General features: G+C 34.4%; 17 protein-coding genes. 9 read left to right on the forward strand and 8 right to left on the reverse strand.

Features of this window, described 5'->3' with window-relative positions:
- The first annotated feature begins 70 nt into the window (after positions 1 to 70).
- Entirely contained in the window at positions 71 to 2,350 is a 2,280-nt protein-coding gene (locus tag LL966_RS12515; protein WP_229353655.1) for a helix-turn-helix domain-containing protein, read from the forward strand.
- A gap of 78 nt (positions 2,351 to 2,428) precedes the next feature.
- Entirely contained in the window at positions 2,429 to 3,190 is a 762-nt protein-coding gene (locus LL966_RS12520) for a hypothetical protein (protein ID WP_229353656.1), read from the forward strand.
- Between the two features lie 192 nt (positions 3,191 to 3,382).
- On the opposite strand, the gene LL966_RS12525 is transcribed toward LL966_RS12520, so the two are convergent.
- On the reverse strand, positions 3,383 to 3,823 hold the full coding sequence (locus tag LL966_RS12525) for a hypothetical protein (protein ID WP_229353657.1): 441 nt from the start codon (positions 3,821 to 3,823) through the stop codon (positions 3,383 to 3,385).
- A 121-nt stretch (positions 3,824 to 3,944) separates the two neighbouring features.
- Positions 3,945 to 4,916: an HU domain-containing protein gene (locus LL966_RS12530; protein ID WP_229353658.1), complete on the reverse strand. Its 972-nt coding sequence runs from the start codon at positions 4,914 to 4,916 to the stop codon at positions 3,945 to 3,947.
- Between the two features lie 237 nt (positions 4,917 to 5,153).
- Here LL966_RS12530 and dprA point away from each other — a divergent pair, with 237 nt between their 5' ends.
- On the forward strand, positions 5,154 to 6,254 hold the full coding sequence (gene dprA / locus LL966_RS12535) for a DNA-processing protein DprA (protein WP_229353659.1): 1,101 nt from the start codon (positions 5,154 to 5,156) through the stop codon (positions 6,252 to 6,254).
- Positions 6,255 to 6,514: 260 nt separating this feature from the next.
- Here the strand turns inward: dprA and trpS are convergent, their stop codons facing one another.
- Entirely contained in the window at positions 6,515 to 7,489 is a 975-nt protein-coding gene (gene trpS / locus LL966_RS12540; protein ID WP_229353660.1) for a tryptophan--tRNA ligase, read from the reverse strand.
- 122 nt (positions 7,490 to 7,611) lie between these two features.
- Positions 7,612 to 7,989 (reverse strand): GxxExxY protein, encoded by a 378-nt coding sequence (locus LL966_RS12545; RefSeq protein ID WP_229353662.1) that lies wholly within the window; start codon positions 7,987 to 7,989, stop codon positions 7,612 to 7,614.
- Between the two features lie 232 nt (positions 7,990 to 8,221).
- On the opposite strand from LL966_RS12545, the gene LL966_RS12550 reads away from it, so the two are divergent.
- Positions 8,222 to 8,965 (forward strand): lysophospholipid acyltransferase family protein, encoded by a 744-nt coding sequence (locus LL966_RS12550; protein ID WP_229353663.1) that lies wholly within the window; start codon positions 8,222 to 8,224, stop codon positions 8,963 to 8,965.
- Positions 8,966 to 9,515: 550 nt separating this feature from the next.
- Here the strand turns inward: LL966_RS12550 and recA are convergent.
- The 4 genes from recA to LL966_RS12570 all read right to left on the reverse strand — a co-directional run bounded on the left by recA (position 9,516) and on the right by LL966_RS12570 (position 12,866).
- Positions 9,516 to 10,523: a recombinase RecA gene (gene recA / locus LL966_RS12555; protein WP_229353664.1), complete on the reverse strand. Its 1,008-nt coding sequence runs from the start codon at positions 10,521 to 10,523 to the stop codon at positions 9,516 to 9,518.
- Between the two features lie 159 nt (positions 10,524 to 10,682).
- On the reverse strand, positions 10,683 to 11,192 hold the full coding sequence (locus tag LL966_RS12560; RefSeq protein WP_111284243.1) for an acyl-CoA thioesterase: 510 nt from the start codon (positions 11,190 to 11,192) through the stop codon (positions 10,683 to 10,685).
- A gap of 135 nt (positions 11,193 to 11,327) precedes the next feature.
- Positions 11,328 to 11,711, reverse strand: coding sequence for a DoxX family protein (locus tag LL966_RS12565; RefSeq protein ID WP_184158858.1), 384 nt, complete (start codon positions 11,709 to 11,711; stop codon positions 11,328 to 11,330).
- 6 nt (positions 11,712 to 11,717) lie between these two features.
- Positions 11,718 to 12,866, reverse strand: coding sequence for a DNA polymerase III subunit (locus LL966_RS12570; RefSeq protein WP_229353665.1), 1,149 nt, complete (start codon positions 12,864 to 12,866; stop codon positions 11,718 to 11,720).
- A 434-nt stretch (positions 12,867 to 13,300) separates the two neighbouring features.
- On the opposite strand from LL966_RS12570, the gene LL966_RS12575 reads away from it, so the two are divergent.
- From LL966_RS12575 to LL966_RS12595, 5 genes are all read left to right on the forward strand, one after another.
- Complete coding sequence (locus LL966_RS12575) at positions 13,301 to 13,753, forward strand: hypothetical protein (RefSeq protein ID WP_184158860.1); 453 nt, start codon at positions 13,301 to 13,303, stop codon at positions 13,751 to 13,753.
- Positions 13,754 to 13,944: 191 nt separating this feature from the next.
- The gene (locus LL966_RS12580) at positions 13,945 to 15,234 is read left to right on the forward strand and encodes a hypothetical protein (protein ID WP_229353666.1); all 1,290 of its coding nucleotides are present in this window, start codon (positions 13,945 to 13,947) and stop codon (positions 15,232 to 15,234) included.
- A 102-nt stretch (positions 15,235 to 15,336) separates the two neighbouring features.
- A complete protein-coding gene (locus tag LL966_RS12585; RefSeq protein ID WP_229353667.1) occupies positions 15,337 to 15,744 on the forward strand; it encodes a hypothetical protein in 408 nt (135 codons plus the stop codon).
- Entirely contained in the window at positions 15,741 to 17,180 is a 1,440-nt protein-coding gene (sprC, locus tag LL966_RS12590) for a gliding motility protein SprC (RefSeq protein ID WP_229353668.1), read from the forward strand. The genes LL966_RS12585 and sprC overlap by 4 nt, the downstream gene beginning before the upstream one ends.
- 1 nt (position 17,181) lies before the next feature.
- Positions 17,182 to 21,603 carry a PorP/SprF family type IX secretion system membrane protein gene (locus LL966_RS12595; protein WP_229353669.1) on the forward strand — a complete coding sequence of 1,474 codons (4,422 nt, stop codon included), beginning with the start codon at positions 17,182 to 17,184 and terminating at the stop codon, positions 21,601 to 21,603.
- Positions 21,604 to 21,652 lie beyond the last annotated feature (49 nt).

Here is a 21,652-nt window from a genome sequence, read left to right on the forward strand (position 1 = left end):
TAAATCCACAAAGATTTAGGTTTTTTCTTTTTATAAAAATGCGGTAATTTTATTCTTTAATACAACCCTAATGCAAAACGTTTCAGAAGCGGCAGCTTACACTTTACAATTCATTAATCAAACTCAAAAATCTATTTTTCTAACTGGAAAAGCGGGAACGGGAAAGACTACGCTTTTACGCGAAATTATTGCGACGACACATAAAAATACAGTTGTTGTTGCGCCAACCGGAATTGCTGCTTTGAATGCTGGCGGTGTAACCATTCACTCGATGTTTCAATTGCCGTTTTCTGCTTTTATACCGTCTTACGATGCGAATGCACAGTTTACAGAAACAGTGAAATTTGAAAATAAAGAAACGTTGCGCCGTCATTTCAAAATGAATAATGTGAAGCGAAATGTGATTAAGAACATGGAACTTCTGGTTATTGACGAAGTCAGTATGTTGCGCGGAGATCTTTTGGACGCTGTCGATTTTATGATGCAGACTGTTCGCAGAAATACGCAACCGTTTGGTGGAGTTCAGGTTTTGTTTATTGGAGATTTACTGCAATTGCCGCCTGTTATTCGTGATGAAGAATGGCGAACGCTGAAAAATTATTATCGCGGAAAATTCTTTTTTCATTCTCACGTTTTACAAACGTATCCGCCGATTTATATTGAATTATCAAAAATCTACCGCCAAACCGACGATGCTTTTATCTCGGTTTTAAATAATTTGAGAAATAATCAGATTACTCCAGAAGACATTTCCATTCTAAATCAATATGTTAAGCCAGATTTTGACTTTAAAGAAAACAAAGGTTATATCACCCTGACAACGCATAATGCTAAGGCTGATTCTATTAACTCACAAGCAATCAATGATTTAGATGAAAAAGAGTATGTTTATACGCCATTTGTAGTGGGTGACTTTCCTGAAAAGATTTTTCCCGTCGAAGAAGAATTAAAATTAAAAGTCGGCGCGCAGATTATGTTTGTTAAAAACGATTTATCTTTTGAAAAGCGATATTTCAACGGAAAAATGGGCGTAATCAAATCACTTTCTGACGAAGAGATATTTGTGCATTTTCCAGAAGAGAACATGACACTGGAAGTTGAAAAGTACGAATGGAAAAATATCCGATACAAAGTCAACGAACAAACGAAAGACATCGAGGAAGAAGTTTTAGGAACTTTTGCGCATTATCCGATAAAGCTGGCTTGGGCGATTACCGTTCACAAAAGCCAAGGTTTAACGTTTGACAAAGCTGCGCTCGATGTATCGCAAGTTTTTCTGCCTGGACAAGCCTATGTTGCACTTTCGCGTTTGCGTTCGTTAAACGGGCTTATTTTGCTTTCTCCGATGCAAATGAATGGTATTTCTAACGATCAAGATGTAATGGATTATGCTTTGAATAAAGCAACAGAAGAAGTTTTAGAAAAATCACTTCATTTTGAAACCAAAAATTTTATTCATAACTATTTGATAAACAGTTTTAATTGGACAGAATTAGCGCAAGAATGGCGAAACCATCGCTTTAGTTACAACGAAAATGCGGCTGGTTCCGAAAAATCAAAACATTCGGTTTGGGCGCATAAACGTATGGACACGATGGAACAGCTTTTAGATCCTTCGCAGAAATTCATCACACAATTGAACAAAATTTTCGTTAAGGAAACTGTCGATTTGTTTTTTGTGAAAGAAAGGGTAGAAGCAGCCTACGATTATTTTTTTAAACCAATGGACAAATTGGTGGATGATTTGATTTATAAAATAGCTGAAATTCAAAAATTTAAAAAAGTAAAAGAGTTTTATGAAGAACTTAATTTTTTAGAAGATCTTCAGACAAAAGCGGTTTTGAGATTGATGAAAGCCAAATTACTGATTGATGTTATGGTTTCTGGTGAAGCCATTTCCAAAGAAAAGTTAACCTCGCCCGTAATTAGAAATTATAAAATCAGTAAAGTGGAACGAATTCGAGAAGAGCTTAAAACAACCAATACAGACATTTTTAGAACAGAAGAACCCGTTGTTCGATATAAGTCAACTAAAGCAGAGAAAAACGAGCTTAAAACGGCTAAAAAAACTACGGTTGAAGAAACGTACGATTTGTGGTTAGAAAAAAATTCTGTCGAAGATATTGCAAGAATGCGTAAATTGAATGTTCAAACTATCGAAGGACATTTGATAAGACTTATTCAAGCCAAAAAAATCGAAATAACAGACGTTTTGCCTTATGACAAGATTTTGGCTTTGCGCGATGCATTTCAGTTTTATCAAGAAGAATCTTTGAGTGGTTTGAAAGAAAAACATGGCGACGAATTTACTTGGGATGAACTGAAGATGTTTAAGGCGAGCATTAATTAATTCTTTGAACGTCCCACGTGAAACAATGCTTTTCGTTTTTCAACAAATTAATTTATAACGTATTAAAGCATTTTTGACATGAAAATATTTAAATCATTTTTAGTTGGTCTGATTTTTTGTTCGCACGTTGTGAACGCTCAAGATCTGAAACCTGAGTACCAAAAATTCATTTCGGAATTTATTTCAGAAGTGAAAAATGGGGATAAAGAGGCCATTTCAAAACGAATAAAATTTCCGTTAAAAAGGGAGAATCCAATTCCTTCGGTAAAAAATAAAGCCGATTTTTTGAAAAGATACAATCAAATTTTTGATAATGTTTTGATTGAAAAAATAACAAAATCCAATCCGGCAAAAGATTGGTCAGAAATGGGTTGGAGAGGTATTATGCTCAATCAAGGCGATTTGTGGATCGATACTGATGGAAAAATTACCGCTGTAAATTATCAATCTAAAGCAGAAGAAAAACTAAAAAATTCTCTGATTGCTTCTCAAAAGAAAAATGTAAACAGTTCTATTTCAAATTTTAAAGAGCCTGTTGCCATTTTAGAAACTTCAAAATTTAGAATCAGAATTGATGATTTAGGAAATAATAAATACCGTTACGCTTCTTGGTCTATCAAAAACAAAATGACTGATAAACCAGATTTGATAATGGAAAACGGAATTTTTTCTGCAGATGGTACAGGCGGAAATCATCATTACGAATTTAAGAAGGGTGATTTTAGATATGAATGCCATTTTATCGTTTTGGGCGAAAAAAATTCGCCGCCTGCGGCGTTGATTGTCTATCAATCTAGCAAAAAAATTCTTTCGCAAGACGCTAAAATTGTTTCACGATGAACATTTAAAACCCTAGCGGGTAAAATATTTATAGAATTTTAATAAGATAAATGAAAAAAATCTCCAGCGGAGCGACATATTCTTTATGTCGCTCCGCTGGAGATTTATATTGGAAATGATTATTTTGGCTATAAAAATTTCGCTTCTCCGAAGCTAGAAAAAAAGAGATTTCTTTTTGTTACGACCTGTTCTTTAAATGTTTGACATCACTTTTTCAAGTTCTTTTTCCTGAGATATCTGTGTCAGTTTGAGCTTCTGAATATTGACTTCATTTTCTTTCGTCTTAATTCTTTGCTTTTGAATTTCTTCATCAGAAATGGAAGAGGTTGTTATTTTGTTTTCAATTTTCTGATTGGCAAGTTCAAGTTTAGTAATTTTATCTTTAGTTGATTTTAAATCGTTTTCAGATTTTGAAAGACTCTTCTTTTTACTTTCCAGCACCTTTTGCTCTTTCTTCAGCTGATCAATTTTATCATCAAGAAATTTATGATTTTCTTTTAGCGTTTTTTGTGTTTCAGCTTCTATTTTTTGGCGTTCTAATTCTTTTGACGTGTTAGAAATTTGTTGTGCAAAAAATGACTGTGAGTTCAGCAATAATAAGAATACTAGTGTTGTGAAGATTTTGTTCATCATAGTTTTAAATTTTTATAACGAATTTATTCGAAGAAATTTTCAAACATTACCCGACGAATTTTTTAAAACAATAGAATAAGACAAAAAAAATCCCATTCTAAAGAACGGGATTTTCAAATATTTATAAGTTTTCGACCAGAATCCAAGCTTGCGGATTTTCGCCTTTTTGTATTTCTTTTTGGGCTTGTTCTGCTTCTCTCATTGTAGCGTAACTTCCGTAAAGAACAGGAAATAAACCGTGTTTGTTTTCTTTTAGCATTCTAGCTTTAAAACCATCTTTAATTAATTGATTGTAAGCTTTCTTTGCATTTTGTTCGCTTCTAAATGCGCCCGCCATAATGTGGTAAGGCATTGTTGGTTCAGCAATTTCTACATTGGCAGAATCGACAGTAAGTGTTACAGCCGGAAGTGGATTTTTTATTAAAAATGTTGCCTCCTGAATTTTATTCTGTACTTTTTTCTGAACAGCTTGTTCCACTAAAAGGGTTTGATTTTCAATTTGATTCTGATATAAAGGATATCCAATACTTCCAGAAATTCCAAGTCCTAAAACCAAAATAGCAGCATATCTTAAGAACGGATTTGAAGATTTGGTTTGTTCTTCATTATCATGCAATAAAACAACTTCTTTTTCTTTTGCTGCAATCTTCTCGATTTTTTTCTCGAAAATTTCTTTTTTCACCATTGGAGAAACAAACGGACTTAATCCAAAAGAAGTAGCTAAATAATTTGTTTGATCGTTTGGAGTAAAAATGATATTGCTTTCAGAATTCAAACGCAATTCACCAATGTTTTTTAAAGAGATTACTCCGTCTTCTTCCAAAGATTTTTTCCAATTTGTAATTTCAAAAGCAATCGCACTAACAGCAAATCCGTAAGATGTTTTTTCTGCTTGAGCAATATGATTGGCTAACAAACCGTCATTATTTTTTATACGACTGTTGAAAGAGATAGTCTTTTTTGGAGGAAAAAACGAATTAGTGCTTTCATTAAGCTGAGCAGAATGAGTTTCGGTTAAAAATGCACCAAATCCTGGAACCGTTACACACTGATAACGATACAATAACTGTGAGATATATACTTCGATTTTCATAGTAACAAAGTTATGCAACACTTATAGTTATCAAAATTTTATTCACAATTTTTATTAACAATTCAGATATATTTTTATACAATTCAATATCAATATTTTATCTCTCACGATCTCCATGTTTTTATGATTGACTTATTTTTCATTAAAAAAATTATTAAGAAATTACTTCTTTTTTACTGATATTTGCGCTTTTAAAAATAGAATCATGACTTTCTATTTTACATAATGTAAAAAAATATGGACGATCAAAATTTGTTTAATTTATTAGCTCTGCTTAAAGTTGATGGGGTTGGAGATGTAGTGGGTAAAAAATTACTTCATTCTTTTGGAAATGCATCGGCTATTTTTAAAGCAAAAAACACTCAATTAGCTTTAGTTGATGGAATTGGATCGGTATTATTAAAAAAATTAAAAGATAAAACCATCTTTCAAAAGGCTGAAAAAGAGTTAGATTACATTAAGAAAAACAATGTAAATGTTTCTTTTTTTCAGGATCAAAATTATCCCGAAAGACTTAAGCATTGTTTTGATTCGCCTATTTTAATTTTTACTGTTGGAAATATAGATTTTGAAAAAAAGAAAATGATCAGTATTGTTGGTACACGTCAGATCACTTCGTATGGTACAGATTTCTGCCGAAAATTAATTGAAGACCTTGCACCGCTCGATCCCCTAATTGTAAGCGGTTTTGCCTACGGAGTTGATATCGTTGCACATCAAGCTGCAATGGATTATAACCTTCAGACAATTGGGGTTTTGGCTCATGGATTGAGCCAGATTTATCCGAGAACGCATAAAAAGTATATGGCAAAAATGGAAGAGAACGGTGGCTTTATTACTGAATTTTGGAGCGACTCCAATCCAGATAAAGAAAAATTTGTTCGCCGAAACCGAATTGTTGCTGGAATGACTGAAGCCACAATTGTGATTGAATCTGCTGATAAAGGAGGTTCGTTGATTACGGCAAATATGGCCAATGAATACAATCGTGATGTGTTTGCCGTGCCTGGAAGAGTTACGGATAAATATAGTCAAGGCTGTAATAATTTGATTAAAACACAGAAAGCAAATGTATTGACTAATGCGGCTGATTTAATTTATATGCTGAATTGGGATATTAAGGAAAAACCAAAAAATATTCAGAAACAGCTTTTTATTGAACTCGATCCGAATGAACAGAAAGTGTATGATTTTCTGCAAAAGAATGGAAAGGAATTATTGGACATTATTGCAGTTCAATGCGAATTTCCTGTTTTTAGAATGTCTGGAATTCTGGTAAATATGGAATTAAAAGGTGTTATAAGACCACTTCCGGGAAAACTTTTTGAAGTAATTTAACGCAGAAAATCTTGTTATTATTTTTTTCTAAAATGTTTGTATATTTTGTAAAGAATAAAAATGAGCAATAACCCAAAAAGGATGTTCAGAATTTGAAATAAGTAAGGCGGTACATCGTAATCTTCTATATATTTATCCATCTTTCTATTTTTAAAAGATTAATAAAGATCAAGTTACAAAAAAAAAATAAATATAAATGATAAAAAAAACGTTGCTCAATTGTGAAACTGAACAACGTTTTAAATTATAAAGTTTGAATTCTATTTCCCGAATCCAAGTACTTCTCTAACTTTTGCTAAGACTCCGTCAGCAATTACTGAAGCTTTTGCTGCACCTTTTTTTAATAAAGCATCAACTTCTTCTAGATTGTTGATGTAATAATTATATTTTTCTCTTTCCGTTTTAAATTTTTCTGTAATCAATTCAAACAAAGCTTGTTTAGCATGACCGTAACCGTAATTTCCACCTAAATAATTGGCTCTCATTTGCGCAGTTTGTTCCTCATTTGCTAACAAAGAATAAATAGCAAAAGCATTACAAGTATCAGGATTTTTTGGATCTTCTAGTGGAGTACTGTCTGTTTCAATGCTCATTACCTGCTTGCGTAACGTTTTGTCATCTAAGAAAATATTGATGATGTTGTTTGCAGATTTACTCATTTTTCCGCCGTTTGTTCCCGGAATCAGCATGATGTTCTCTTCTATTTTTGCTTCTGGAAGAACAAATGTTTCACCCATTTGATGATTGAAACGTGCTGCTACATCGCGAGTAATTTCTAAATGCTGTAACTGATCTTTTCCAACAGGAACAAATTCAGCATCATACAATAAAATATCCGCCGCCATTAACATCGGATAAGTAAAAAGTCCAGCATTAACGTCGTCTAAACGATCTGCTTTATCTTTGAAAGAATGTGCCAAAGTCAATCTTTGAAACGGAAAAAAACAGCTTAAGTACCAAGTCAATTCTGTAGTTTGCACTACATCAGATTGTCTGTAAAACGTAACTTTTTCAGGATTTAAACCACATGCAAGCCAAGCTGCTGCAGTACTATAGGTGTTTTCTCTTAAAGTTTTTCCATCTTTAATTTGAGTGATTGAATGCAAATCAGCAATAAACAAATAGGACTCGTTTGCCGGATTGTTTGATAATTCGATTGCTGGAATAATTGCCCCTAATAAATTTCCTAAATGCGGTGTTCCTGTACTTTGAACACCAGTAAGTATTTTTGCCATTCTAGATTTTTCTTATTCTTTAAATGCAAAGTTCGTTTTTTTAGCGCAGAGTTCACAGAGTTTTTCGCAGAGATTGGGAAGTTTTTTGAGCTTTTTTAAGTTCGCATCGTTTTTATGTTTTTTTAGAAATCGTTTATTACTCTTCTAATTCCATTTTTTAACAGACTTTCATTAAAATTTATAAGTAAACCAAGTTTATGTTTTCCTAGTTTCAAATAAGTTAAAGTTTGTGCTAAATGATTTATTGTTAGACACTCAACTGCTTTTATTTCAACTATGAATTTGTTTTCGACTAATAAATCAATACGGTACCCACAGTCTAATTTTATTTCTTCAAAAACTAAAGGCATTGGTTTTTCTTTTTCTACAATAAGACCACGCTGTTTTATTTTATAAAACAAACATTCTTTATAAACATTTTTTAGTAATCCTGGTCCAAGTTTTCTATGAATATCAATTGCAAGGCCAATTATAATTGTTGAAATTTCATTTTCAGTCATTGTGTAATTTTTTAATACATATTTTCGTATAAATATAGAATTATTTAATTAAGTTTACAAAATGCATTTTTTTATAAGTAAGCTTTGAGAACTTCTTGCCTAGGATTTATCTCAAAAAAAAAACTTCCCAATCTCTGCGAAAAACTCTTTGGGCTCTGCGTTATAAAAAAACTTTTAAAGCCAATTATTTCTTTTTTCGAGAATTACCATCTGTTTTATTACATTTGAAACTATGAAAATATTAAAAATTGCTTTTTGGATTATTTGGCGTGTTTGGTTTTACGTTGTAATGGCAATCCCCATTATAATTATGTTACCATTTTTACTGATTTCTATTATTTCAGAGAAAGGTTATCCTTATTTTTTCAAAATGGCTCGTGTATGGGCTAAATTTATCCTTTTCGGAATGGGTTTCTATTATATCGTAAAACGCGAACAGAAGCTTATTAAAGGCAAAAGTTATATGATTGTAGCCAATCATACCTCAATGACTGATATCATGCTTATGCTGGCTTTAATTAAAAATCCGTTTGTTTTTGTTGGTAAGAAAGAATTAGTCAAGATTCCGCTATTTGGATTCTTCTACAAAAGAACCTGCATTTTAGTTGATAGAAATTCATCAAGAAGTAAAAATGAAGTTTTTAAAAGAGCCCAAAGCCGTTTAAACCAAGGATTAAGTATTTGTATTTTTCCCGAAGGCGGTGTTCCTGATGACGAAAGTGTTTTGCTTGATGAGTTTAAAGACGGCGCTTTTAGATTGGCTATTGATCATCAGATTCCAATTGTGCCTATTGTTTTTCCAGATAATAAAGAACGTTTTTCCTATACATTTTTAAGTGGAAGTCCAGGTAAAATGCGCGCTCGAATTTTGCCATTTATAGAAACTGAAGGCTTAACAATTGATCACAGAAAAGAACTGAAGGATCGCGTTAGAAACATTATATACAATGCCTTAATTGCTTTTGATAAAAAGTAATTTGAATGAAAAAAAACAGAAAAGCCGGTAGATCTACTTAAATCTACCGGCTTTTATTTTGAATTAAAAACCCCCATTTTTATTCAAAATTTATCTATGAATTATCTTTTCGGAGATAAAACGCAATACTTTTTTAAATTTCAATTTGGTTTTTCTTCGGTTTTTATTGTACAACAATTCTATTTTTTCTTTCATGGTTAAAAATATTAATGGTTGATAATAAAGAGTTTAAAGTTATAACTCAAGTTAACGTCACATTATTATAGATGAAGAAAAATAAAAAAGGTTGCGTCTAAAGCGAAAAAAAAATAAATGATGGAATAAAAATCCGTTAGCACCAAACAACTAACGGATTTTAACTCAAATAACCAACCAATGTAAATTCTAAAAAAACCTGCAAATTGATATATGGCAGTATCAATATAGCAGAGTGCTTTTTTGTATAGATGATGAATTGTTGAAAAGGTTGCGTCTAAAATATTTTTTTTTGAAAATAAAAAGCCCTGACAATCGTCAGGGCTTTGAATAAGTCTTTTTTGACTTTATTAAGTTAAGCGTTTGCTAATTCTTTGATGTGTTCTTTAATTTTAACTTCCAGTTCATCAGCAAGTTCTGGATTGTCTTTAATTAAAGTTTTAACTGCATCACGACCTTGCCCTAATTTAGTATCGCCATAGCTGAACCAAGATCCTGCTTTTTTCACGATATCAAATTCTACAGCTAAATCTAGAATTTCACCAGTTTTAGAAACTCCTTCTCCGTACATAATGTCGAATTCGGCAGTTCTAAAAGGCGGCGCCACTTTGTTTTTAACAATTTTAACTTTAGTTCTGTTACCGATTACATTTTCACCATCTTTAATTTGAGCAGAACGACGAATATCTAAACGTACAGAAGCGTAAAATTTAAGTGCATTACCTCCGGTTGTAGTTTCTGGATTTCCGAACATTACACCAATTTTTTCACGTAGCTGGTTGATAAAGAAAACAGTACAATTTGTCTTACTGATAGTTCCAGTAAGTTTTCTTAAAGCTTGAGACATTAAACGTGCATGAAGACCCATTTTAGAATCTCCCATTTCACCTTCAATTTCACTTTTTGGAGTTAAGGCAGCAACCGAGTCAATTACTACAATATCGATGGCCCCAGAACGAATTAAGTTTTCAGCAATTTCTAAAGCTTGTTCTCCATTGTCTGGTTGAGAAATAATTAAATTCTCAATGTCAACATTTAATTTTTCTGCATAGTTTCTATCAAATGCGTGTTCCGCATCGATAAAGGCAGCAATACCACCTGCTTTTTGAGCTTCAGCAATAGCGTGAAGTGTCAAAGTAGTTTTTCCAGAAGATTCTGGACCATATATTTCGATAATTCTTCCTTTTGGATATCCGTTTACACCAAGTGCTAAATCAACGCCAAGTGAGCCAGAAGAAATCGTTTCTACTTCTACAATGGCTTTGTCGCCCATTTTCATTACGGTTCCTTTTCCGTAGGTTTTGTCAAGTTTATCAAGCGTTAATTGTAACGCTTTTAATTTGGCTTCTTTTTCTGAACTCATCTTTTATATTAATTATCTTAATTGTTATTTTTTTAGCCATTCAAACAAATGTAAGAAAAAACTTCTTTATTAATTTAAAGCTACTTTAGAGATTGTAAAATTAGTTCTTTTTTCTCGAGTTTGATTGCGACAAATTGTTCCAAATTGTCACAAATTTCACTATAAAAATAAAGCTTTTAATTCTGTTGCGTCAGACGGTTTTATTTTTCCTGCAAGCAGTAAACTCAGCTGTTTACGACGTAATGCCGCGTCGAATCGCTGAATTTCAAGTTCTGTTTCTGGTACAATAGCTGGAACTTCGACAGGTCGTCCTGTATCATCAACGGCAACAAAAGTGTAGATTGCTTCGTTTGCTTTTGTTCTATTTCCAGATTCGCGGTCTTCTACCCAAACATCAATAAAAACTTCCATTGAACTTTTGAATGATCTTGAGACTTTTGCTTCTACCGTTACAACGCTTCCAAGCGAAATGGCTCTGTTAAAAGCAACGTGATTTACAGAAGCTGTTACTACAATTCGGCGTGAATGTCTGCGAGCAGCGATACTGGCAGCGCGATCCATTCTGGCTAATAATTCGCCACCAAAAAGATTGTTTAAAGGATTTGTCTCGCTCGGTAAAACTAAATCAGTTAAAATAGTTAGGGATTCTGAAGGATGTTTTGGATTCATTTTTTTAATGATAAATTTTATTTGCGCTTCGCAAAAGCGAACAGTTTTTATTTTTTGCCACAGATTAAAATGATTAAATAAATCTGTGAAAATCTTTGAAATCTGTGGCTAACTTTATTTAAAATTGCGGTTGAATTAATTCAACCAATAAACAGCCATTACAGCTGGAATAAAATATATAACTATGGTTCTCGCACCATCGTAATCTTTGGCTAATCTTTGTCCGAAAAGCATCATTAACAAACAAATGCAAGAAAAGATTGCTCCGTAAAAGCCAAATTCTCTTCCGTTATTTGTTAAAAGCTGAATGCCTCCGACAACACATAAAATTCCTGAAATTAATTCTAAAATTAATAAATGCAAAAGTGCAAGCGGCACTTGGTTTTTTAGAGGTGTTTTGGCAAAATGCTCTTTTAGCCAAGCCACATTATCTTTCCAATAAAAAATTTTTTCGTAACCTGATTGTAAGAAGGTTAAAGCTAAAAATGCTAAAAGCAGAATGGAAGCAACGTTATTCATTGAAATCTATTTTTTATGAATTAAACGAGTTAATTTGATGGATAAGTCGGTTAAAATTATTTTTGCATTTCCGTTTCTTTCAATGTGATACATCGCATCTGAAAGCTCTTTGAAAATTTCATGAATATTATTTCCATTGACGAAAGGAGCAAAATTTTCTAGTTTAAATTTATCAACCTTAGGTTCGATATAAACTAAACTCGGTGTTTGATAATTTAGCATCAGTGCTTGTCGGAACATTTCGATACAATATTGAATAAATTTTTTCTGGCTTTCGCGTCCTAGGGCAGCAATTTGCTCACTCCAGGTAATTAAATCTTGAATGGCTGCTGCATTTCCTTTTGCTCTAAAAGCAGCGCGAACCCAATTGACAAACCATTGCTCAAAAGGAAATTCATCGTCATCTTCTTTAAGCAAATGCAATGCTTTACTAAAATTACCCTGAGCCTGATGTGCAATTTTTTTGGCTAAATTCGAATCTACATTTTCTTGTGAAACCAAAGCTTCTGCAATAACTTTTTCTGGAAGTGCATTAAAGTGAATTACCTGACAACGAGAACGTATGGTCTGAATAATATCTTCTTCATTTTCAGAAATCAGAATAAACATGGTTTTGTCTGAGGGTTCTTCCAGAAGTTTCAGCAATTTATTTGAAGCCGCAATATTCATTTTATCGGCCATCCAGATAATCATAATCTTGTAGCCACCTTCGTAAGATTTCAGCGCAAGCGATTTTAGAACTTCCTGAGCATCTTCTACTCGAATTTCTCCCTGTTTATTCTGCACGCCAAGAATTTTGTACCAATCGAATAAACCGCCATAAGGCATTTCTTGAATGAAACTTCGCCAGTCTTGAATAAAATCTAAACTTTTTGGTTTTGTTTTAACGTCTTCGGTTGTAACAGTCGGATAAATAAAATGCAAATCCGGGTGAGAAATGTTATCGAATTTAAGATTGCAGGAATCATTTCCGTTCGAGTTTTCGTTGCCGCTATTACCGCATAAAATGTATTGGGCGTAAGCAATTGCAGTAATTAATGTTCCGCTTCCTTCTGGACCAACAAATAATTGTGCATGTGGAATTCTACCAGATGCAGCACTTTTTGTCAAGTGGCTTTTGATGTGATCTTGACCTAAAATTTGAGAAAATTGCATGGAGCAAAGATAGCAGAAAATGATGTAGTCAAAAATTTTAGGGATAAACTTTCTTACTTAATCATGATTTTCAAATTGCAGGCTTAAAACATCTAATTTTTATCTTGTTTTTAATTCTATTTTGTTAATAAACATCTCAAACTGAGCGTTTATCAAGATGTTTTTGTTAATATTTTTTTTCAAAAAACGCTAAACGTAAGGTTTTTTTGATTATTTAAAGATTGTAATTTTTATATTTTATGGCGAATACCTTACTTTTTGAGTCTTAACATTTTTAACAAAAAGAGCGTTAAAACGCACATTTTCTCGACATAACGCTGGTTTTTAAGCTTTTTTTAAGAAAATATTTTGAAAAAAAAATCCTTTAGAGTTGTTAATTAAGTTAATTTCTATATTTTTGTTTTTATCAACAACCAATTATAAAATAAGAATCTATGAAAGGGAAAATTACTCTATTAAGTGCTTTTTTTATCTTAACTACTGCTGCTGTTTCGGCACAGGCAAAGAATGCTCCTAGAAGTATTATCAGTACAACGGCTCTTATCCGTAAATACCATGATCAAAAAGAATTGAGTGGTATGCAAAAAGGTGAGCTTCTAGAATTATACATTGAGCGTATTAAAGTTTTAGTAAAAACTCTCCCTTACATTGCTTTGGTTACTAAACCAGGTGTTACAATGGCAGACTTAGGTATTCCAGACGATGGTGATCACAAAAAAATCTTAGATGCTCAGGCAGTTGGTACTTCAACTTTTTTGGATACTACTGTAGAGTTTCAAAGAAAAATGATGCCTTATTCTGATAAAGGGAATCTTATCGCTGCAATTTTATTTTACGAAAGTACATTGAAATCATTACACGAGTTCAACGATTTGAATGAAATGTAATAAATGATTAATTTTTTTTAAAACCTTTTTCGAAGTGTTTACGTAGATGGAAAAGATCTAAGTGGAATGCTTTCGAAAAACAAAATAAAAAAAAACTCATTCTCGAAGGTTCTGAAATTTCGGAAAATTCGAGAGGAGTTTTTTCGTTTACGCATACCCAAATTTATTATTAACCGTAATACCCCCTTATCATGAAAAAAATTACTCAATTAATCTGCGTTCTTTTGACAGTTACGAGTATGAGTGCTCAACAAGAGAAAGGAATTATGGGCTACACTAATTGGTTAAACAACTGGACCGAATTTAAGCCTAACAAAGTAGACTATGGAGAAGCAAACCAAATTTTAGCAGGAAATATTTCTGTTAATACTAAATTGCTGAAAAGAAACATCTACGTTTTACAAGGAAACGTATACGTTACAAACAATGCTGTTTTGACTATTGAACCAGGTACAGTAATTATTGGTGACTTTGAAACTAAAGGAACGTTGGTAGTTACAAAAGGTGCTCAATTAGTTGCAGATGGTTTAGAAACAGATCCAATTGTATTTACTTCAAACCGCAGCATGAAAAAAGCTGGAGATTGGGGTGGAATCGTAGTTCTTGGAGATGCTCCAATTAACAAATTTGGAAATGTAGGTTCTTATAACCTTGATCTTGATCCAACTCTTACTACCTACGGTGGAGATAATGTAGCTTCAAATTCTGGTATTTTAAGATTCGTAAGAATTGAATTTGCTGGTAAAAAAGTTAAAGGTGTAGATACTTTCAATGGTTTAACTCTTGCTGGTGTTGGAAACAAAACAGTTCTAGAAAACATCATGGTTAGCTATGCTGGCGGAGATTCTTTCGGAATCTTAGGCGGTGACTTAAGCGCTACAAAATTTGTTTCTTATAAATCGGTTAATGACGATTTCAAATTTTCTCAAGGTGTACAATGTCGTTTCTTTAATTCTTTAGCAGTAAGATCTTCTTATTTCTCTAGTACTAAAGACGGATCTCGTTGTATGGAGGTTAGATCTTTTGAAAAGAAAAGTGAAACAGATTTTACTAAAAAACAAACTTTAGTTGTTGCAAGTAATATTACAATGGTTAATGACAGTGAAAATATTAAAGCTGATATTCAAGCAGGTTTAGTAAAAGAAGCTGTTTACGTTGCAGAAAATGCTTCTCTTGAAATGAAAAGAAGTGTAATCTCTGGATTTAACCCAGCGGTATTATTAGACAGCAAAACAGAAATCAATGACGCCAACCTTAAAAAAATTAAGTTTGAAGAAATGTATTTCAATTTATGTAATGGAAACATCTTTACTGAATACAATTCGAATAATGAAGATTTAGAAAGCTGGTATGGAAATAGTATTTTCTTTAATGTTTACTCTCAAAGTGACAACAAAGAAACGTTTATTGATATCTTCAATCCTAAGAAACCAGATTTCAGATTACAATTAGGAAAAATCACAGCTTCAAGCGGTAAATAGATAAATAGTTTCGATTTTTATTCCTCGCGTAAATTTTATTAATAAAGTCCCCAGACACAATTTATGTATCGTTAAAGGACCCCAAATAAAGATCAAGACATAATGGTATCTACGAAAAAATATTTTTTATATATTATATTTTTGGTTTCGCCTATTTCGTTAACTCTATATGCACAGAATACAGCAGGAAAACCTACACAGGCTGCTGATTCTGCGTGCAGTTTAACTTTGGGTAATGCTAACCAAAAAAGTACTAATGCTGTGATAGAAAACAGCAATTCAGACAAATTTAATCAGTTTATAGTAGGGATGTCCAACCCCAAGGACAGCCTTACTATAGTTGCTGAAACCCATACAGTATCTAACGATTGTAAAGAGAATACATCGCTTACAGCAACTTCGATTCTTGCTAAAGACATCATCGAAAACTATAAGTATGACTTCTCAGAAACATTCATTGATATTTTGTTTTTTGAGCGTATCGACCTAGCAAGAACACGCACTATATGATTCAAAAAACTACTTTATCTTTCTTTAAAGTTTTCTTTTTAATTAGCATTATGTTTTTTGCTAAAGGAAACCTGCATGCCCAAACTATCGTGCCAGCGCAATTAGATGGCTTAGATAAATTGTGTGCAGGTAGCTCTTTTAATGAATTTTTTGCAACCTTTAGTTATGTTAATTTTCCTGAAGGAACAACCTTTACAATTGAACTTTTAGATAGTTCAAACAATCCAATTGGTACGACTTTGCTTCAAACTATAGACGTATCAGCAACACAAAAGACTATTAAATTTGCTGTTCCGACTACCTTGGTAGGCTCTGAAACATATGGCTTAAGAGTCAAAAGTTCGGGAACTACTACGAGTACTAGATTTAGAAATTCTGCTGGGAACACTTCTTTCCCAGCTTATTTTAAAGTTTACGAAACTACATTTTCAATCAACAACAAAGATACTAACGCTACAATTTGTGCGGGAGGAAACATTACTTTATCGGTAGACAGCGGCACAACAGGTGTTCCTGCTTCTTCGCCAGTAAACTACCCAAATCTTAAATATATCTGGTATAAAGACAATGTTGTTATTGCAGGACAAAGTGGTAAAACGTTAACGGTAAATGCAGCGGGAGATTATTTCGCAACTATTGATTATGGATCATGTACAGATGCCAATTTTAGTTCTAATCATGTTACGGTTGGAAATTCATCTTCAAGCGGGGCTGTTACAATTAGTTCAAGTTTAGGAAACCCATTTTGTGCTAGTGGTACAGGAACTGTTTTAACAGCAACTTCTGGAAACAAATACCAATGGAAAAAAGATGGCGCAGTGATTAATGGCGCAACAAATAGAACTTATTCTACCAATGAATCTGGCTTATATTCTGTAGAAGTTGATTTTGGTGGATGTAGTGCTACAGGAACAATCAATCTTCAAAGTAATGGCTTTGATGCCAGTATTGATGTTCAAGATGGATATAAGCTGAGTGAAGGTGAAACCTTAAGTGTAAATGTTACAACAGATGCTGCGGCTCCGACTTTTGAGTGGTATTTAAATAATAATTTAATTTCTGGAGAAACTGGAAGTTCATACACTGTTTCTGTGAAAGGTAATTATAAAGTAAAAATTTCTCAGGCATCGGGTTGTGTAGCGACTAAAGAGTTTTCATTTAAAATTAATGGTGATTCTGGTCCAGCAAGTGTTATTCCGAATATTATAAAATTGAGCGGAATGAATCCATACTGGAATATTCCAGACGAATATAAAAACGCGACGACTAAGGTTATAATCATTAGTTCAAACGGAGATAAAGTCCTTGATGTGGTAAACTATCAAGGCGATTGGCCCCAAAGCAATATAGATTTTAAAAATGTAAATCCCGTTTATTACTATGTCATTCAATCAGACACCGGTGAAAAAAAAGGATCAATAACTGTTATAAAATAATATGAAGAAAATCCTACTATTCATCACTTTATTTTACGGCTTTTCAAATGTACTCTATTCTCAAAATGCTTCTGAGGATGGAGTTGTTTCGTTTTCATTACCTATTAGAAATTCTTTAAAATTTAATAGATACTTAATTAACCCAACATTCAGTTTTGTTCGAGAAGCAAATCCGTATGTAAGTTTTTATAACAAAAGACAATGGGTTCAATTTGATGATGCCCCACAAACTTATTTAGCCAATTATTCTGGACGTATTAGAGAAAATGATGCTTTTGCAATTGGCTTGTTTCAACAGAATTATGGGTTGATGACTGTCTTTGGTGGAATTGCCAATTTTGCTCACAATATCGTTTTGGATCAAGACAGCAATTTGACTTTTGGTTTAAACGTAGGTGCTTATCAAAGTGGTTTAAACAAAGGAAAAATTATTTCTGATGATTCTGATATCTTAATTGGCGAATATCCTTCAAGCACTTTGCTTACCGTTAATCCTGGAATTAATTATGGTACTGCTTTTTTAGATTTCGGATTGTCGATCAATAATTTAGTATTGTACAATTTTGGTGCAGGTATGGTAAAAGAAGATCCTGAAAGAGCAATTCAACTACACGCCATGTATACTGGATATATTGACAGTTACGGATTCTTTGACAGAAGTAGATTTTCAGGTATTGTTAGAACAGAAATTAAAAAAGATAAAACAGTTATTTCTGGTCTTGGTATGCTGACATTACAGCAAGGAATTTGGGCGCAAGCGGGTTACAATACTTTATACGGAGTTTCAGCAGGACTTGGGGTAAATATTTCTCCCAGTATTGCTATTGAATATAATTACGAAAGAGGAATGGGCAATTTCTCTAATCTAGGCGGTTCACATGAATTTGCCATTGCCTACAAATTCAAAAACAGAAATTACTATTACGCAGATGAAGATGAAGGATCATTAATAGATCCAGCAAAACCAAAAGCAGTAATGGCCAAACCTTCTACAGCTGCAAAAGTAACCAGAGAAGATGGAGCTGAAAAAGCTAGATTGGCCGCTGAAGCGAAAGCGAAAGCCGATGCAGAAGCAAGACAAGCAAGACTTGCCGCTTCAGAAAAAGTTAAGGCCGATGCAGAAGCTGCGGCAAAAGCAAAATTAGATGCAGATAATAAAGCTAAAGCAGATGCTGAAGCTGTTAAAATAAAACTAGCAGCCGATGCTAAAGCCAAAGCAGATGCAGCAGCTGCAGCAAGAGCACAGACTGCAACCGCAAATAGAGCTGTTGCTACAACTCAAAAAACACAAGCGCAATTGGCAGCAGACAAAGCTAGAGCTGATGCAGAAGAACGCAGAATTAAATTGGCTGCAGACAATAAAGCAAGGGTAGATGCAGCCGCAGCCGCAAGAGCACAAGCAGCAGCGAATAAGCCAGTAGCAAATAAACCAGTTGTTGCTTCAACTGCACCAAAAACACAAGCACAATTAGCAGCTGACAAAGCGAAAGCAGATGCAGAAGCTATGAAATTGAAATTAGCTGCAGATGCTAAAGCAAAAGCCGATGCTGAAGCCGCTGCAAAAGCGAAAGCTGAAGTTCCAAAACCAGCTCCAGCTCCGGCGCCGCAAAAAACAGCTGCACAATTAGCAGCTGATAAAGCAAAAGCTGATGCCGAAGCCGCAAGACAAGCGAGATTGGCAGCTGCAGAAAAAGCCAAAGCAGATGCTGAAGCTGCAAGAATTAAACTTATCGCAGATAATAAAGCAAAAGCTGATGCTGCAGAAGCGAAACGTAAAGCCGATGCAAAAGCAAAAGCAGCAGAAGCGGATATGCAGTCTATTTTGGCTGCAGATGCAAAAGCGAAAGCAGATTCTGATGCTTTACAAGCAAGATTAGCAGCTGAAGCGAAAGCGAAAGCAGCGGCAGAAGCAAAAACTAAAGTATCTATTGATGCAGCAAATAAAGCAAAACTTGCTGCGGATGCGAAAGCAAAAGCAGCTGAAGAAGCAGCGCAAAAAGAAAGATTAGCAGCCGAAGCGAAAGCAAAAGCAGACGAAGAAGCTAGACAAGCTCTAATCGCAGCTGAAGCAAAAGCAAAAGCGGACGCAGAAGCGTTAAAAATAAAACAAGCAGAAGAAGCACGTCAGGCTAAATTAGCTGCAGACGCAAAAGCGAAGGCAGATGCAGAAGCGCTTCAAGCGAAATTGGTTGCAGATGCAAAAGCTAAAGCAGATGCTGAAACTGCTGCAAAAGCAAAATTAGCAGCAGATGCGGAAGCCGAAAAAGCAAGATTGGCTGCTGAAACAAAAGCAAAAGCAGATGCCGAAGCAGAGAAAGCAAGATTGGCAGCAGATGCAAAAGCGAAAGCAGATATGGAAGCTTTACAAGCTAAACTAATAGCAGACGCAAGAGTTAAAGCAGATGCTGAAGCTACTGCAAAAGCAAAAGCGGATGCAGAAGCTAAAAAATTACAAGAAGCAGAAGAAGCACGTCAGGTTAAATTGGCAGCAGATGCAAAAGCTAAGGCAGATGCAGAAGCACTTCAGGCAAAATTAGCGGCGGATGCAAAAGCAAAAGCAGATGCAGAAGCTTTGAGAGCGAAACAAGCTGCAGATGAAAAAGCTAGATTGGCAGAAGAGGCTCGTCAGGCTAAATTGGCAGCAGATGCAAAAGCTAAGGTAGATGCAGAGGCACTTCAAGCAAAATTAGCGGCAGACGCAAAAGCGAAAGCAGATGCAGAAGCTTTGAAAGTGAAACAAGCTGCAGATGAAAAAGCTAGATTGGCAGAAGAGGCTCGTCAGGCTAAATTGACTGCTGATGCAAAAGCGAAAGCTGATGCTGAGGCGTTGAAAGCGAAACAAGCAGAAGAGGCTCGTCAGGCTAAATTGGCTGCTGATGCTAAAGCTAAGGCAGATGCAGAAGCTTTAGAAGCAAAATTAGTAGCTGACGCAAAAGCAAAAGCAGACATGGCGGCTTTACAAGCAAAATTATTAGCAGACGCGAAAGTTAAAGCAGATGCTGAGGCGACTGCAAAAGCAAAAGCTGACGCAGAAACGAAAAGATTACAAGAAGAGGAAAATGCACGTCAGGCTAAATTGGCTGCAGATGCAAAAGCGAAAGCAGATGCTGAAGCATTGAAAGTAAAACAAGCTGCAGATGAGAAAGCAAGATTGGCAGAAGAAGCACGTCAGGCTAAATTAGCAGCAGATGCAAAAGCCAAAGCGGATGCCGAAGCAGAGAAAGCGAGATTGGCAGCGGAAGCTAAAGCAAAAGCAGATGCAGACGCATTGAAAGTAAAACAAGCTGCTGAAGAAAAAGTAAGATTGGCAGAAGAGGCTCGTCAGGCTAAATTGGCTGCAGACGCAAAAGTAAAAGCAGATGCTGAAGCAGAAAAAACAAGATTAGCAGCAGAAGCGAAAGCCAAAGCAGATGCTGAAGCGTTGAAATTACAACAAGCTGCGGAGGAAAAAGCAAGATTGGAAGAGCAAGCTCGTCAAGAAAGATTAGCAGCTGAAGCTAAAGCAAAAGCAGATGCCGAAGCAGAAAAAGCAAGATTGGCAGCAGAAGCAGCAAACAAAGACGCAACAGCAAAAGCTATTGAAGAATTAACAGCTTCGATTGCTAATACAAGTAAAATGCAAAATGAGTTATTGGCACAATTTACAGCGACAGTTGCTAATAAACAAAAAGACTTAAATGACTTGAAAGAGGAGAATGATTTAAGTGAAAAAGGAATTTATAGAGAGCCAAAACCTTTCAAAAGTGTAGCGGCAGAGAATAGCCAAATCGAAGCATTGAAATTGCAGATTGCTGATGCAAATACCAGCATGAAAAATGAAATCGCTAAGTTGACTAATCTATACAATGACAGACTTAAAAAATTCCCTAAAAATGATCCTTTAAACAAGGCTTATTTAGAGAAGATAAACGAGCTGAAAGCTGCTCAGTTGAGAATGGAACAACAAGGTGCGGCTTTAATAGCAGATTTGGAGCGTATTAAAGCAGAAACTGAAATTGAGCGTAAACGTAGAATTAAACGTGCAGCTTATGAGAATGATCAAGGAAGATATGCACAGGACGTTGCGGCTCTTAAACGCATAAAAGAGACAACTAAAGTTAGTAATACGCCATTGACAGCAAATGATTTTGATTTTGGTGAAGAGCAGTCAAACATGCAGATTATTAAGAATATTAAAAATTCTGATAGTGGTTATTATTTAATTCTTGCGGTTCACAATAGTGTTCAAAAACGTGATGAGTTCTTAACTAAAGCTGTGGCTGCCGGACGTACAGATATTAATTTCTTTTATAATGTGACAACAAGTAAGTATTATATCTACTACGAGAAATATGATGGTTTACAGGAAGCTACAAAAGCATTGGAAGCCAAAGGTAATAAGCCTTACAACGGAAGAATGGCCATCGTAAAAGTGGAGAATTAGAAAGAAAGAATAAATAGTCTCTCTTCAATTCGGAGAGAGACGTTGAAAT

The sequence above is a fragment of the Flavobacterium chungbukense genome, assembly GCF_020805785.1.
Lineage (GTDB): Bacteria > Bacteroidota > Bacteroidia > Flavobacteriales > Flavobacteriaceae > Flavobacterium > Flavobacterium chungbukense.

What these genes read in the sequence shown, in the direction of transcription:
- LL966_RS12575 (WP_184158860.1), top strand. Translation starts at nt 13,301, where the DNA reads ATGAAAGGGAAAATTACTCTATTAAGTGCTTTTTTTATCTTAACTACT.
- trpS (WP_229353660.1), bottom strand. Translation starts at nt 7,489, where the DNA reads ATGGCAAAAATACTTACTGGTGTTCAAAGTACAGGAACACCGCATTTA.
- dprA (WP_229353659.1), top strand. Translation starts at nt 5,154, where the DNA reads ATGGACGATCAAAATTTGTTTAATTTATTAGCTCTGCTTAAAGTTGAT.
- LL966_RS12560 (WP_111284243.1), bottom strand. Translation starts at nt 11,192, where the DNA reads ATGAATCCAAAACATCCTTCAGAATCCCTAACTATTTTAACTGATTTA.
- LL966_RS12580 (WP_229353666.1), top strand. Translation starts at nt 13,945, where the DNA reads ATGAAAAAAATTACTCAATTAATCTGCGTTCTTTTGACAGTTACGAGT.
- recA (WP_229353664.1), bottom strand. Translation starts at nt 10,523, where the DNA reads ATGAGTTCAGAAAAAGAAGCCAAATTAAAAGCGTTACAATTAACGCTT.
- LL966_RS12525 (WP_229353657.1), bottom strand. Translation starts at nt 3,823, where the DNA reads ATGATGAACAAAATCTTCACAACACTAGTATTCTTATTATTGCTGAAC.
- LL966_RS12515 (WP_229353655.1), top strand. Translation starts at nt 71, where the DNA reads ATGCAAAACGTTTCAGAAGCGGCAGCTTACACTTTACAATTCATTAAT.
- LL966_RS12585 (WP_229353667.1), top strand. Translation starts at nt 15,337, where the DNA reads ATGGTATCTACGAAAAAATATTTTTTATATATTATATTTTTGGTTTCG.
- LL966_RS12545 (WP_229353662.1), bottom strand. Translation starts at nt 7,989, where the DNA reads ATGACTGAAAATGAAATTTCAACAATTATAATTGGCCTTGCAATTGAT.
- LL966_RS12550 (WP_229353663.1), top strand. Translation starts at nt 8,222, where the DNA reads ATGAAAATATTAAAAATTGCTTTTTGGATTATTTGGCGTGTTTGGTTT.
- LL966_RS12595 (WP_229353669.1), top strand. Translation starts at nt 17,182, where the DNA reads ATGAAGAAAATCCTACTATTCATCACTTTATTTTACGGCTTTTCAAAT.
- LL966_RS12570 (WP_229353665.1), bottom strand. Translation starts at nt 12,866, where the DNA reads ATGCAATTTTCTCAAATTTTAGGTCAAGATCACATCAAAAGCCACTTG.
- LL966_RS12565 (WP_184158858.1), bottom strand. Translation starts at nt 11,711, where the DNA reads ATGAATAACGTTGCTTCCATTCTGCTTTTAGCATTTTTAGCTTTAACC.
- LL966_RS12530 (WP_229353658.1), bottom strand. Translation starts at nt 4,916, where the DNA reads ATGAAAATCGAAGTATATATCTCACAGTTATTGTATCGTTATCAGTGT.
- sprC (WP_229353668.1), top strand. Translation starts at nt 15,741, where the DNA reads ATGATTCAAAAAACTACTTTATCTTTCTTTAAAGTTTTCTTTTTAATT.
- LL966_RS12520 (WP_229353656.1), top strand. Translation starts at nt 2,429, where the DNA reads ATGAAAATATTTAAATCATTTTTAGTTGGTCTGATTTTTTGTTCGCAC.